The sequence below is a fragment of the Streptomyces sp. NPDC050535 genome, from assembly GCF_044457665.1.
GTDB lineage: Bacteria > Actinomycetota > Actinomycetes > Streptomycetales > Streptomycetaceae > Streptomyces.
In genome coordinates, this window is record NZ_JBITHE010000021.1 from 57,763 (window position 1) to 72,084 (window position 14,322).

Below are 14,322 nucleotides of genomic sequence, written 5' to 3' on the forward strand. Positions count from 1 at the left end.
CCATGCGGGTGGCAAACCTGTTGAACACATGCGGGCGTTGAACCCCCGCACTGACGAACGGCCGAATGGGACAGGAAGAGGAGCGTGCGATCGCCCCGTACACCGAACCAGGCCCTGCGCCTCCTCCTTGCCGAGGCCGGGTGGACCGGTGCCCACCTGGCACGCCAGGTCAACTCACTCGGCGCCGCCCAGGGCACCCCACGCCACTACGACCGCACCACGGTCGCCCACTGGCTGGCCGGCAGCCGCCCGCGCCCACCCGTCCCCGGCCTCGTCGCAGAAGCCCTCTCCCGGCACCTCGGCAGACCCGTCCGAGTGGAGGACACTGGACTGCTCGGCCCCGGGCAGTGGGAACAGGGCGTCGAAACGCCACCGGGTGGAGGGAGTGCCGTGGAACACCTCGACCGGATACTGCGCGACACCGGCCGACGCAGCGTCGCACTCGTCGGCGCCTACTCGCTGGCGGCGCTGGCCGTACCGTACGGACCTCCGTCCGACGTGAAGCCACGGACCTCCGCAGCCGACCCGCCGACCCGCATCGGCATGGCCCACGTGACCTCCGCCAGGGAACTGCTCGCCCTCCTGTCCCGGGCCGACGCCTCCTTCGGGGCCGGACCGGTACGCGAACCACTGCGCCAGTACCTCTCGACGACGCTGCTCCCCTGGCTCCGGTGCGGCATGAAACCCGCCGTCCGACGCGAGTTGTTCACGGTGGCGGCGCAGCTCACCTACCTCTGCGCGTTCACCCACTTCGACATGAACCGCCACGCCGCCGCGCAACGCCTCTACCTCACCAGCATCGAACTCGCCCGCGACGCGGGCGACCCGGTCGGACACGCGCTCGGCCTGCGCGGACTGAGCGTGCAGGCCCATGCACTGGGGCACTTCACCCAAGCCCAACGCCTGGCCGAAGCCGCCGTACGTACCGGCGCACGTCATGTCCCACCCCACCAACAGGCTTTCTTCCTGGGCCAGTTGGCTGTCACCAAGGCGGGGCTGGGAGACGCCCGCGCCGCCCGCCTGCTGGCCACGGCCGAACGCTGCCTGGAAAGGTCGTCGAGCGGCGTCTCACCGGTCGGAGCCTTCCATCACGGTTCCCTGGCCCTTCAGCACGCGGCCGTGGCCAGGAGCATGAGTGACAACCGCGCGGCCACCCGGGCTCTCGACCTGTCATTACGGTGTCGTCCGGCCGACGAACGCCGGTCCGGTGCCCTCGGCCTCGCCGAACTGGCCGAAGTCCAGCTGGCAGCCGGCCACCTCGACCAGGCGTGCCGGACCTGGCACGATTTCCTCGATGTGCGCCCCCATATACACAGTGCCCGCGCCGATGACCGGCTGCGCGCCCTGACCACCGGGCTCCGACCGCACGCCGCGCACCCCGCTGCCGCAGCACTCCTCGTACGAACACGCGAGATGCGCCTTGGCGTCAGTCGTGGCAGCGACCGCGCGCGCCGTCCCGGAAACGCTTCCTGAGTGATAGGGCCTGCAGAAGAACAACATGCGGGCGAGTGGCGGACTGACCTGCGATTTCAAGCCTCAAAACCCCCAAAAGCTAATTCTCTGCAGGCCCATAGTGATCCGCACAGAATCCCGCCTCCACCCACCCGCACTGCGCCAACAGGGTGAAATCGGGAAGCAGGCAGGAAACCTGTCGATACGGGCCTGTTGGATGGTGATGTCACCCTCTCCTCGCTCACTCCATCCGCCTCCGCCCGTTCCTGCGACCCCCACGGGAAGATGAACCGAAGCGTCCTGTCCGAAGTGCTCCACTCCACCACCCTGTCCGTCGCTCCGGGCACACTCACCGTGGCCAGATCCTTCAGACACCCCACACGCGGCCTGGTCGACTGTCCGGCACACCACCTGCTCGCCGCGCACGCCCGCCGGGCGGGTCTCGTCGCCGAAAGCCTCTCCTTACCGGAAGCAGACCTGCGTGACGCCCTCCCGGAGGCGCCGACCACGGTCTTCACCGTCTCCTACGAGAAACCGAGAGGCGGGCATCGCGGCCTCGCACTCGCGGCGCGCAGCGACGACCCCGCCTCGACCGCCTTCGCCCGCCGGCAGATCGAGTCCTGGCGAGCCGTCCTGCGCACGCGCCGGGTGCTGTACGTGGTCGCGCCGGGGGCCGCAGGCGCTGCCGCCGGCCTCCGGACACCGGGTTCTCCGGTGCCTGCACAGACAGCCGACGGTCCCCGCAGCCCATGGCAGCCGTGCGGCTGTCCCGTCGGCGCCTCGTGCCCCGCGGCCGGAAACGCCAAGCGCGCACTGCGCCGGTCCCTGGACCGGGGAGAAGAGGTGGTCGTCGTAGGCGTACCGGTCGCGGGCACCGGGTCATGGCCGACGCAGGCCCTCGGGGGAGACGCGGTCTTGGTACGGACCCCACAAGAAGCAGAGTTCCTCACCGTCACCGACCCTGACCGCCTCGCATTCGTCGTCGCTCCCGGTGCCGCCATTTCCGCAGTGGCCGAGATGCTGCAGGTGCTCCGCCGACGCTATCCCCGTCTACGGGGCCAGCATCCGGAGGAATGGTGCTACACCATGGACGATCTGCACACGGTGTTCGCTTCGGCGCTGGCCCAGTCCGACGCGCTGCTGATCACCGGCCGGGAATCCGCCCCCGCTGTCAGGACCGCGATCACACAGGCCGCGCGGGCCGGTGTACGAGTCCGCGACGTGACCGAGCTGGCGAATCTGCGCCCCGGCGACATCGACGGTGCGACGATCACCTTGCTGGACGTGACGCCCGACGGACGAGGCCGACGGGAGGTCGGCCAAGCCCTGAACGGCTTGGGACCGGCAAGCCACGTCCGCCGTGAGGTGCGCTCATACCCTGAGCCGTCGCACGACGACGCCCGCCGGATCGCCGCGAGATGAACCACGCGCGGCCACAGCCCCCGACGACCGCCTTGCTGCACGAAGAAGATCCGCTCGCGGCGGCCGGGGCCGTTGCAAGCGGGTGGTGACGCGGCGATCGGACCAGTACCGCAGGCGGTTGGTGCTAGCCGGGGCCGGAGACGGACGAAGGCGTCGAGGCGGCCGATGCCGGAGGACCGTGTGATGCGGTAGCACGACCCGGTGTCTGCCGGGTTCCGTCCACACTCAAGCGTCCGCCTTCCTCTCTGCCCCAGGTGCTCGGTGACGGCGCCGTACACGTACCCCAGAGAGGCCGGGTCGTTGATCGCTTCCAGGGTCTGCGCGCGGGGACGGGGCGTGTCGTTGCCAGCCGTCCACCAGCAGGGATGCCGACGAGTCGTGGGTGTACGAGCACAGGCCGAGGACGACCGAAGGGGTGTGCTGGGCGATGGTGGTGGTCTGCCGCTCGCCGAGGCTGTCGACCACGAGCACGGCGGCTTCGTCCCAGCCCGAGGCGGCGAAGGCCGTGAGCTGGTGGGCCCGGTGATGCAGGACCGGCGCGACGCGGGCGTCGGGGAACTGCCGGCCGATCAGCCGCAGGCGTCGCTGGGTGCGCACGGCCACCTTGGCGAAACCGCGGGCTCGGGCCAGAGCCCGGTCGCGGGCCGCTGGGGAGAGCGCGAGGCGCAGGGCGGCGGGAGACTCAACGAAGTGGTCGTGCCGCTGAAGTACAAGGACGCCTTCAACGCGCTCAGCCCTATAAGGACGCCACCGTCACCCCCGTCGTGGACAAGGTGAAGGACCCGATCGTCCCCAAGCTCATCCAGAACATCTACGGAGTCCCCGCTCCCGCAACTCCGCGCAATGACCTCGTTGAGATCTTCCTCACCGGGATCTGCAAGGCCTGCGGCCCGATCAAGGCGGACCTCAACTCGCAGCGCTTGAACGCCGACGTCGACAAGGCCGCGGTCGTCCCCGCGGAAATGCTGCGACTGAACATGTCCGTCCCGCCCGCCGCCAAGCCCAACCGTCTCGGTGTCCTCGGCAACGACCTGGCAGGCTTCCCCAACGGCCGCCGCCTCAACGACGACGTCGTCGACATCGAGCTCCAGGCCCTCGAAGGCGCTGCCCAGACCGGCAAGATCGTGCCCGCCCTCGCGGCCGGGGACGCGGTCGACACCCCCTACCGCGAGCCCGGCAGCACCTTCCCCTACGTGGCGCTGCCCAACAGCGCGGCCGTCAACCAGGCCGACTCCCTGCACCCCGACGGCGGCGTCGGCGCCGGCCTCGGCGGCCTCACCTCCGGCGACGGATTCCCCGTCGTCCCCGTCACGGCCATTGGCGGTGGCGCCCTGCTGGCCTCTGCCGGAGTCCTGGCCCTGCGCCGCCGGAGCACCGGCAGGAATGAGCGGGCCGTTCTTCACCGGCCGCCCGCCCCGCAAGAAGCGGGGCGGGCGGCCGGGCGGCACTACCCGCATAAGCCGACAGCATCGACTGCAGCGGGTAGCCGTCCCGGTGGCCGCGGCGACAGTTGCCGCAGGTGCCGCCCTGGCCTGCACCGGCGTCTCGACTCTGGAGGTAGGACCGGAGCGACCACCGCAACGGATAGGCACCGACCTTGGCAGCGTGCCACTGGCCTCGGATGCGGACGCATCCGGATCCGACGCCGACACCTCCCAGCAGCGCACCACAGCGATGCCCATCCGCATCCGCATACCCGCCATAGGAATCGACCAGCCCCTGACCAGCCTGCGGGTCCAGCAGGACGGCCACCTCGCCGCTCCCAGCGAGCCAGGACAAATAGGCTGGTGGAGCGGAGCGACGGCCCGCTGCCCGGCGACCCCGGCGCAACCGTCATCGTCGGCCATGTCGACTCGGCCACAGGCCCCGGCGCCTTCTACGGCCTCTCCACCCTCCACCCCGGCGACAAAGTCACCTTGCTGCGGGAAGACCGCTCCACCATCTCCTTCACGATCCGGGCGCTGCGCCAGTACGAGAAGGACGCCTTCCCCGACAGCCAGGTCTACGCGACCGGCGGACCACCCGCCCTGCGCCTCTCATCACCTGCTCAGGCACCTACGACCGCGGCCGAGGCGAATACCAGGACAACCTCGTCGTCTACGCGACACCCACCAGCGCTGCGTCAGCGTCACCCTCGCGTCCAGCACGTCACCCGGCGGCAAGTCCCAAGGATTGACGGCACACCGACATGGCAACGTCCCGTTTCGGGCAGAGGGTCTTCGTGTCGGCGGAAGCGCGGGGATAGCTGTGGGAGCGGCTTGATGCCGCGACGGAATGTGCTGTTGAACTGGTGCGGGCGGCTCGTCGGGCAGCCGAGGAGAGTGATCGGCTGGTGAACGAGAGTCGTCGTTTGAGGTGTCAACGTGCCCAAGAGTCAGAGGGCCGTCGGGCACTGCCGTGAAGGTCAGGCGGCTTGTGTCAGGTAGCCGTGGGCGACGTCGCGGCGTTCGGCGGGACGGGCCTGGCGGCGGTCATGAGGGTCAAGGACCTGCCCGGCTCCGCCGCCCTGCAGCGCGTGCTCAACGCCCTGAGGATCGGTGATCCCCCCAAGGGCGCCGACATCATCGTGCGGCTCGCCACCGACCCGGCACTCGCAGGCACGAGCGGCTGCTACTTCTCCGTACGCGACGCAAGCGGCTCCAGCTCGAGGTGTGGTGGCTCCACAACTCCTACTTCCGAAGGATCGCTTACGCGTTCCGCCCCCTCATCCGCACCGGATGGACCGTGCAGCAGCTCGCCGCCGAACTGTCCACCTGGGACGTACCCCCCACACCTCCACGACCCCGCCGCCTACATGCACCACGAGCTCAACCGCCGCCAGCGGATCGGTGCCCTTCCCCCGCCGAACCATCCGCCGGCGACCACCTCGCCGACAACGGCACCCGCTACGAGGCCATGCTCCGCGAGCGTGCTCAGTACCAAGCCCTTTGGCAGCGCTACTCCCCACAACTGCGACCGGCTCTCCGGGACGAACTGGCCCAGCTCCGGCGCCAACTACACCACCGCAACACGGCTGTCGCGTGGACCTACCGGCCGGTCCTGCGCGAGCCCGAAGAGGTTACGAGCCGTATTGCCGACGCGGAGTCGGCGCATCCGTGTTGGACGCGGCCCAGGCTGCCGCCGCGGCGGCGGGTTGCTCCGGCCCGGAATGGACCGCTGACGCTGACCGCCCCGCCGCCCACGCCTTCTACGCTCCGCGGTGCCTCCGTACCACGTCCGCGAAAGCCCTCGCGCTCGGCTTCGGATGGCGACGAAAGGTGTCCCGGTCGACCTCGTGGAGCCCGAGCTGAGCGCCGTAGCCGAAGATCCACTCGAAGTTGTCCATGAGCGTCCAGTGGCAGTAGCCGAGGACGGGGGTGCCTGCGCCGGCCTCGGCCACGAGGTCCTCGACCGCCGCGGGAATGAGAGCGGCGCGTTGCGCGTCGTCCGCCGTCTGGATGCCGTGCTCGGTCACAAGTACCGGGACTCCCGACACCTCGTGTGCGTAGCGAGCGGCGCCGGCGAGGGAGCCGGGCGCGATGACGGTGCCCATTCCGTTGAGCTCGCCTTCGACCGCCACTTCGCCATCGGGGCCGTGCACGACGCGCTCGTAGTTCTGCACGCCGACGAAGTCGTCGTGACGGGCCTCGCGCAGCCAGTGGTCGTAGACGGCGGCGCGCTTGGCGTCCCGGCGTTCTTCACCACCGGGAACCGCGACCTCGTCGGCGATGGCGATGGAGACGCCGACGGGCAGGTCGCTTCGGCGGGCCTTGATCGCTTCGCGGGCGGCGCGGTGCACGAGGGTGAACGCCTCCTGGAACTCGTCCTGCCGCGCGGCGGGGATGACGTTCGCACTGCCATAGGTGTCGCTCCTGGCGGCGCGCGCCGCGGCGGCGAGCATCTGCTTCTTGAGCGCCTCCGCCTCGGCCGGAAGTTTCGCGCCTGCCTGCAACAGCTGCTCCAGGTTGGGTTCGTTGAGGGTGATGCCGTACGCGATCCGGTCGCCGAAGCGTGCCATGACGCGGTCGCACTGCTCGGCGAACCGTGCCGGGGCGTCGGCGGCGGTCCACGAACCGGCTGCCGCGAACCAGTGCGGTGCGGTGAAGTGGTTGAACGTCACGAGGGGCGCGAGGCCTCGCTCGAGGCAACCGTCGATCATGTGCTCGTAGTGGTCGAGGGCCTCGGAGGAGACCACGCCCCGCTCGGGTTCGACACGTGCCCACTCCACGGAGAACCGGTAGGCGTTGAGCCCGAGTCCCGCGACGAGATCCAGGTCCGACTTCCACTGCTGGTAGCCCTGGCATGCCGAGCCGCTCGGCTCGCGGAAGAGGGAGGGCGTCGTGTGCTCGAGGAACCACGTGTCGCTGGCGACGTTGTCGCCCTCGTTCTGGTGCCCCGCGGTGGCGACACCCCACAGGAAGTCGTCGGGCAGCCTGGTGTGTGTCATGGGGAAGTTCCTTGTCTTGATGGGGTGAGCGGGTCGATGCGAGTGGCCGGACTCCCGGACGTCACCGTGTGGCCGCGGGGAACGGGGTGTGGAAGGAGTGCCGGCCGTGGCCGACCTCCACGGGCTCCATGCCGGGCAGATCGACCAGTGCGGTGACCTGGGGCGGCACGAGGAGGTCGACGAGCAGCGTGCCTCCCGTGAGGTGCCAGCCCGTCTCGGCCCGGCCGTATGGCGTGTCGTGCTCCGCCCCGGCCCAGGTGAGGCCGCCGCCGGGGCGGGGCCGGACCAGCAGCCGGCGATAGCCCGGCTCCGCGGGTGCCAGGCCGGCGACGGTGCGGTGGAGCCAGTCGGCGACCGCTCCGAGCGCGTAGTGGTTGAAGGAGGTCATCTCGCCCGGATTGACGCTGCCGTCGGGCAGCATGCTGTCCCAGCGTTCCCACACGGTGGTGGCGCCCATGTCGACCTGGTACAGCCAGGACGGGCACGACCGCTGTGTCAGCAGGCGGTAGGCGGTGTCTGTGTGACCGGTGTCGGTCAGCGCGTCGCACACCAGGGGGGTGCCGAGGAACCCGGTGCCGATGCGGTGTCCGCGCTCGGCCACCAGCCCGGCCAGCCGGCGTCCGGCCCCGGCGCGCTCGGCGTCGTCCTCCAGCAGCCGGAAGCACAGGGCGAGGGCGTAGGCGGTCTGCGTCTCTTCCGCCAAGCGCCCGCCTCCGGTGTGGAAGCGGGCGAGGAAGGCGTCCCGGATTGAGTCGGCCAGTGCGCGGTAGCGCGTGGCGTCGCCCTTGGCGTCCAGTACCTCGGCGGTCCGGGCCAGCAGCCGCGTCGAGTGCGCGAAGTACGCCGTGGCGACCAGGGCGGACGACGTCATCGCCCGGCCGGGATCGTCCGCCGGAGCCGTCGGGTCCAGCCAGTCGCCGAACTGGAAGCCCTCGCCCCAGATCCGTCCGGGCCCGGCGATACGGTCGACGGCGTCGATCCAGGCGCGCATCGAGGGGTACTGGGCGCGCAGCACCTCGGTGTCGCCGTAGCGCTCGTACAGCACCCAGGGGACGATGACGGCCGCGTCGCACCAGCCGGTCATCGGAGGGTTGCCGGGCGGGATCGGTACCGGGGTGATCACGGGGATGTCGGGGCTGAACACCGGCGGGACGTGCCGTTCGTCGTCGCCCTGGTCCGCGGCCAGGTCGCGCAGCCAGGAGCGCAGGAAATCGCGGACGTCATAGAGGAAGGCCGCGGTGGGGGCGAAGACCTGGATGTCGCCGGTCCAGCCGAGCCGCTCGTCACGCTGCGGGCAGTCGGTGGGGACGTCGACGAAGTTGCCGCGCATCCCCCACACCACGTTCCGGTGCAGGCGGTTCAGAGCGGTGTCCGAGCAACTGAACCAGCCCGTGCGGCTCAGGTCGCTGTGCAGGACCACGGCGGTGACGTCGGCGGGGTCGAGGTCGCCGGGCCAGCCCTCCACGTCGGCGTAACGGAAGCCGTGGAAGGTGAAGCGCGGTTCCCATTCCTCCCCCGCCGGGTCGCCGCGCAGGATGTAGCGGTCGGTGGCGGACGCGTGCCGCAGCGGACGCGTGCTCAACTCACCGTCCTCCAGGACCTCGGCGTGGCGGAGGGTGATCGTGCGACCGGCCTCGCCACGGACGCGGACGCGGAGCCGTCCGACGAGGTTCTGACCGAAGTCGAGGATCGTACGGCCGGTGGGTGAGACGGTCACGGCGACCGGCGCGAGGTGTTCGGTACGGCGTACCGGCGGGCTGTCCGCCGGGAAGAGCACGGCGGTGTCGAAGTCCGGGGTCTCGACCGGCCGCCACGCCGTGTCGTCGAAGCCGGGTTCGCTGAATCCGGACTGCTCGCGGCGGGCGTCGTACTCCTCGCCCTCGTACAGGCCGGCGGCCGTCACGGGCCCCGGGCTCCAGCGCCAGTCGTTCCCGGTGGCGATGGTGTCGACGGATCCGTCGGCGTAGTCGACGTGCAGTTCGGCGAGGAGCCCGGTGTGCTCGCCATAGATGTCGCGAGTACCGCCGTTGAAGCCGAGCAGACCCCGGTACCAGCCGTCTGCCAGCTGGGCGCCCCAGGCGTTGCGGCCCTCACGGATCAGGCTGGTGACGTCGAAGGTCTGGTAGCGGTGGCGGTGACGGTAGCTCGTCCAGCCGGGGGCGAGGACGTGGTCGCCCACCACGGTGCCGTTGACCTCAAGCTCGTAGACGCCGAGGGCCGTGACGAGGAGACGGGCCGACCGCACGGCGGACCGTACGGAGAACTCCCCCCGCAACAGTGCGGCCGGGCGGGCCGCCTCGGCGGGAGCGGGGACGGGTGGACGGGGACTGACGACACGAGCTGTCCAGTGGTGGTGCATGGCGGCCTTTCTCAGCGCCGGAGATGAGCAGGCTCGATCATGCGGCTAATACCTAGTGAAAACTAGGTGTTGGAGTGCGTGACGTGCGTCACGGCTCGGTCAACCGCTCCGGCGCGGGAATCCCGAGGGGTGCACTGCTCGCATTCTCGTGCAGTCATGCCCATGACAATCGTGCGGCCGAGGTCACGCCGCTCCGCCCACACTTGCCGGCGACGAGACGCCCGGCGCCCTACAACCCCTGCCCGTCGGCGGAGATGGCCCGCATGAGGCGGTCCAGGTGGGCGCGCATGACAGCGATCAGGTCGAACGAGCGCCCCCCGGCCAGCCACTGCTGCCGCAGCCCCGCGTCCATGGCCACGCACTCGCGGGCGATGGCCTCATGGTCCAGGTCGGTCCGCAGTTCGCCGTTGAGAGCGCCGGCGCGCAGCCGGTCGGCGAGTTCCCGCACACCCTTCTCCTGCCAGGCGGTGAAGTGGTCATGGGCCGGATGGTCGGGCGCGGTGGCCTCGGCGGTCATGACGACGGCCAGCTCCACCATGCCGGGCATGGCGACCGTCTCGGTCGCGTCCTCCAGATGACACCGGAAGGCATCCCGCACCGAGTCCGAAACCCGCTCCCACCGCACGTCCATGCGCTCGTGCCAGTACTCGACGACCGCCAGCAGCAACTGCTGCTTGTCGCGGAAGTGGTGCAGCAACCCGGCGTCGGTGATCTCGGCGTCCCGGGCGATACGGGCGAGGGAGGTCTTGCGGTAGCCGTCCTGGCCGAAACGCAGCAGCGCCGCCTCCAGGATCTGCGTGCGCCGCGCCCGTCCTGTCGTGTAGCCGCCGCGCGGCCCCCTGGATGTCGCCATGGGAGAACCGTACCGGCGAGTCACCGGGCGAGGCCGGGCCGCCGACCGGGCACAGCGACACGGTGTGGCATGGGTCACAAGTTGGATACCTAGCGAGCACTAGGTGTTCGGGTCATCATCGACGTCATGCGCCGACGGATTGCCGCGCTGTCACGTCCCTGTGAGCCACGTGTTACGCCCGGCCTCTTCCTCCGTGCCCCCCACCGCGACTCCCCGTTCCCCTGGCACCTCCGTGAAAGGAGGGCTGGCATGACGCCGTTGTCATCAAGCCCCTCAGCCGAACTCGCACCCCGCGCCGACGTGGACGGACGGTGGACTCCCCGCCTTGTCCTGCTGCTGATCGCGCTCGCCTGGCCGACCCAGTTGCTGGCCGCGGGTGGCATCCTCGGCGCCAATGCCACGGCGGGCGTCGCGCAGGCCTTCCACACCACCCAGGTGGTGTGGTTCGGGCTCACGCTGACTCTGGTGTCCACCCTGCTCACACCCTTCGTGATCAAGCTGGGCGACCTGTACGGCAAGAGGCGCGTCATGCTCGCCATGATGGCCCTGGGCGCTCTCGGCGAGGCCCTGGCAGCCCTGGCCGGGAGTTTCTGGCTGGTGCTGGTGGGCCGGGCGATCGCCGGGTTCTACGGGCCGTTCGGCGCCCTGTCCTTCGCCGCGGTGCGGGACATCTTCCCGGGCCGACTGGTCAAGCAGGCCAGCGGCATCATGGGCAGCAGCGTCGGCCTGGTGGCCCTCGTCTCCCCGTTCCTGGCAGGCTGGCTGGTCGACGGCTGGGGCTACCGCGGCGCTCTGTGGTTCCTCTCCGCCGCCACCGCGGTCGCCTTCGCGCTCGTCGCACTGCTGATCCCGGAGACGCCGCGGCACGCGTTCGACTCCGGCTTCGACTGGCTGGGCGGCCTGGTCCTCGGCGGCGGCCTGACCGCCGTGGTCTACGCCGTGGGTCAGGGACAGAGCTGGGGCTGGTCGGACCTGCGGACCCTGGGGTGGCTCAGCGCAGGAGCGGTGTCCCTCACGGCCTTCCTGTTCGTGGAGCGCTCCAGCCCCCACCCCATCCTCGACCTGCGAGTCCTGCGCCGCCGCCCGGTGGCCCTGGCACTCACCGCGGGTGGCCTCGCCCAGACGGTCGCCTTCACGATGCCGGCCCTCGCCATCCTGCTCGCCCTCTACCCCCACATCCCCGGGGTCTCCGCGGGCCTGGGCTGGACGGCCCACCACAACGCCGTCGTCAGCGTCAGCTGGAACCTCGTGATGTTCGGCACCGGTCTGCTCGTCAGCCGCTACCTGCGCCACCTCGACGCCCGCAGGGTGTGGTGCGCCGGACTGGTCGTGATGGCCGCCGGCTATACCCTCGTCGGCTTCTACCACAGCAACGAACTCGAACTCGCCCTGACTTCCTGCATAGCCAACATCGGCGCGGGCATCGTCGTCGCCGGAGCGCCCGCCCTCGTAGTCGGCGCGGTCTCACGCGATGAGCAGGGCCTGGGCAGCGGCATGCTCAACATGCTCATCAACCTGTTCGGCGCCATCATCACCGCCGGCGCCTACGCTGTCCTCGCCTCGGACAGCACCATCACCCAGGGCACTGCCTTCTACCACGACACCGGCTACTCCTGGGTGTTCTGGCTCGGAGCCCTGGTGACCCTGGTCTCCCTGCTGCTCTCCCTCTTCATCCCGCCCCTGCGCGACCCGGCCGACGAGGACACGCTGCCCGCCTGAGTCCCGCCCTCCGGCTCGAGTCGCCCACGCAAAACGCTCGGCTGGGAAACTCAGCCGAGCGTCTGCGCGAACTACTCACCGCTTGATCAGACCAATCGCGTATCGGCGACGACAGCTAAAAACCGCATGCCTCGCCCCTACGAGGCTTGCGTGGCGCCTTCCCCCAAGGGCCGGCAGGCCGCTCTTTCCGGACCCTTGCTACGAATTCCGCACGAGTGGGAACAGATCGTGGCTGTGGGCGCAGGACCGACTCTGCGTCCCACGGGTCCACCTCCGTCCATCCGAACCCCAGGACGATCTCGTCGAAGACCGGAGCGAAGTCTGCACCGACCAGGTCCGGCATCTGGTGGCGCAGCCTTCGAACACGGCCGACGAAGGCTGCGGGCAACGGCACGTGGTACGCCTCCAGATAGTGCGCAAAGTCCGCGCGCCATACCCATACGCCATCGGTAACAAGCGACGAGCAACCGGATGTATGGCGATGAACCTCACCCGTGAGGACATCCATGCCTGCCTCCATGAAGTACGTCAGGTGATGTCCGACGTCCAAGTACTCCACAATTTCCGCTTCGTCCGGGTCGCCGGACACTTGCACCTGGGCCCTCAACGGACCCGCAGCCAACTCGCTCGAATATCCGAAGTCATCGAAGAAGCCGAGCAGTCTCAGCACGCACACCCCCCTCAGCCTCTCCCGGAGTCAGGAATCGAGGCGAGCATACGCAGGCCGGCCCAGGCCCGGGCCCGTGGTCCGCCGGTCCCGCCAACGCGTGAGCCGCCGCCCGGCAGCGGGATTCGAAGCCGCGCAGCGGTGACACACATTCACGAGAGGAGAACCGCATGCGATTCGGAGAACCGGTTCGCGCGGCCGACGCGGAGTTCACCTCCCGCCATGGGAACGGGCTCGCCCAGCTGCTCAGCGTCGTCCGATCCAGGTGCTGATGAAGGAGGTACCGGTCCTTCCTCGAACACTGGACTCCGGACTTGCAGAAGCCGGACGTGTTTCGGGGCGGGCAGAAGCAGGAAGACGACACCCACTCGGGCGATGCCCTGGCACCCAGGCGGTCACCCTGTTGAAGGATGCCGTTCGTGGTCGAGGAGGCCGCCGGCGTTGATCGGCCCGCTGTCCTCTGTCACCGAGTCGTCCCTGACGCGGTCGCTCTGACCTGCGGCGAGGAATCTTGAGTGGCGAAGTGGCCGTGAACTGCGGGTGCCGCCGTTCGGAGATCCGGAGAGTTCTCGCCAGTGGATCTTGCTGGGTCGTGAGGATGCTTGGGGAGTACTGCTGCGGCGAGTTCGATGGCGTCGGGGTAGATCGCGGCGTGTGTGTAGGTGTCGAGTTCGGTCGGGATGTCGCGGTGGTGATTGTGGGCCTGCAGCGCGAGAAGCCGGTATCTCCAGTGGTGCGGGACGGCAGACGGGGAGGCCGGCCAGGGCGGGACGGCTTCGACCGCGGTTTGGTGGGCGAGGGTGAGTTGCTGGGGTGTGAAGCGGCGATGATTATCTAGTGCTGTCAACTGTCTCTACAGGTAAACGCGTTGAAGAGGAGTAAGGCAAGTTAGGCACATGTGGGCGCGTGACGCGGGGCGTGACCACGGCGGTGTTCGGGTGCGAGGGCGAGATCGACCAGCGTCCTTACTGTCCACGGACAGCGGGCCGTTCCGGGTAAGCGGTCATTTCAGGTCCCTGCGGGCGGACAGTTGATCTCCCTGTCCGGTATGACTTTTCGTCCCCTGGATGGGGGTATGGGTCGTGGGTGAAACAGTACCGATGCCGGCGTGCTGTCGTTGGTCCCGGTATGGACTTTCCTGATGGACGTGGACCTGTCCCGGCGCCTGTCCCCAGTGCCGCTCTGACGGGTGCGTACCGGATGGACTCGCCGGTGCTTGAGGCGGATGACTGCACGTGGTGTGCTCAGATGCGGGCAGCCGATGCTCATCACCGTGCCGGCGAGCGGGTGGATCCGGGCCGGAGGGGAATCGTTCGTCACGGTGGTTGGGCGGCCCTAGCGGGGTCGGTTCGGTGGGGCCGGCGGAATGACGCCCCGGCCGGTGGTGGGCCTGGGTTGTGCGACATCCCGCGGTGCGCCTTGAA

Annotated in this window: 8 protein-coding genes and 2 pseudogenes; 5 read left to right on the forward strand and 5 right to left on the reverse strand. The window is 69.7% G+C overall.

The features are described 5' to 3' along the window. Positions 1-84 precede the first annotated feature (84 nt). Together ACIBLC_RS33505 and ACIBLC_RS33510 are read left to right on the forward strand one after the other, a co-directional pair. Positions 85-1,473, forward strand: a complete 1,389-nt coding sequence (locus ACIBLC_RS33505; protein ID WP_399215134.1) for a hypothetical protein — start codon at positions 85-87, stop codon at positions 1,471-1,473. A 264-nt stretch (positions 1,474-1,737) separates the two neighbouring features. Continuing rightward, entirely contained in the window at positions 1,738-2,874 is a 1,137-nt protein-coding gene (locus tag ACIBLC_RS33510; RefSeq protein WP_399215135.1) for a 4-hydroxy-3-methylbut-2-enyl diphosphate reductase, read from the forward strand. Positions 2,875-3,116: 242 nt separating this feature from the next. Here ACIBLC_RS33510 and ACIBLC_RS33515 read toward each other — a convergent pair. Continuing rightward, a pseudogene (locus tag ACIBLC_RS33515) lies at positions 3,117-3,567 on the reverse strand (carbamoyltransferase); the annotation flags it as partial. On the opposite strand from ACIBLC_RS33515, the pseudogene ACIBLC_RS33520 reads away from it, so the two are divergent. Next, a pseudogene (locus tag ACIBLC_RS33520) lies at positions 3,553-4,268 on the forward strand (DUF4331 family protein); the annotation flags it as partial. The pseudogenes ACIBLC_RS33515 and ACIBLC_RS33520 sit on opposite strands and share 15 nt — an antisense overlap. 393 nt (positions 4,269-4,661) lie before the next feature. Then, positions 4,662-5,210 carry a class F sortase gene (locus ACIBLC_RS33525; protein WP_399215222.1) on the forward strand — a complete coding sequence of 183 codons (549 nt, stop codon included), beginning with the start codon at positions 4,662-4,664 and terminating at the stop codon, positions 5,208-5,210. 851 nt (positions 5,211-6,061) lie between these two features. On the opposite strand, the gene ACIBLC_RS33530 is transcribed toward ACIBLC_RS33525, so the two are convergent. From ACIBLC_RS33530 to ACIBLC_RS33540, 3 genes are all read right to left on the reverse strand, one after another. Next, complete coding sequence (locus ACIBLC_RS33530; RefSeq protein WP_399215136.1) at positions 6,062-7,300, reverse strand: family 1 glycosylhydrolase; 1,239 nt, start codon at positions 7,298-7,300, stop codon at positions 6,062-6,064. A gap of 61 nt (positions 7,301-7,361) precedes the next feature. Continuing rightward, positions 7,362-9,659: a family 78 glycoside hydrolase catalytic domain gene (locus ACIBLC_RS33535; RefSeq protein WP_399215137.1), complete on the reverse strand. Its 2,298-nt coding sequence runs from the start codon at positions 9,657-9,659 to the stop codon at positions 7,362-7,364. Between the two features lie 229 nt (positions 9,660-9,888). Then, positions 9,889-10,512, reverse strand: coding sequence for a TetR/AcrR family transcriptional regulator (locus ACIBLC_RS33540; RefSeq protein WP_399215138.1), 624 nt, complete (start codon positions 10,510-10,512; stop codon positions 9,889-9,891). Between the two features lie 249 nt (positions 10,513-10,761). Here ACIBLC_RS33540 and ACIBLC_RS33545 point away from each other — a divergent pair, with 249 nt between their 5' ends. Beyond that, positions 10,762-12,231 (forward strand): MFS transporter, encoded by a 1,470-nt coding sequence (locus ACIBLC_RS33545; RefSeq protein ID WP_399215139.1) that lies wholly within the window; start codon positions 10,762-10,764, stop codon positions 12,229-12,231. A gap of 115 nt (positions 12,232-12,346) precedes the next feature. Here ACIBLC_RS33545 and ACIBLC_RS33550 read toward each other — a convergent pair whose 3' ends face one another. Further along, complete coding sequence (locus tag ACIBLC_RS33550) at positions 12,347-12,901, reverse strand: hypothetical protein (protein ID WP_399215141.1); 555 nt, start codon at positions 12,899-12,901, stop codon at positions 12,347-12,349. Positions 12,902-14,322 lie beyond the last annotated feature (1,421 nt).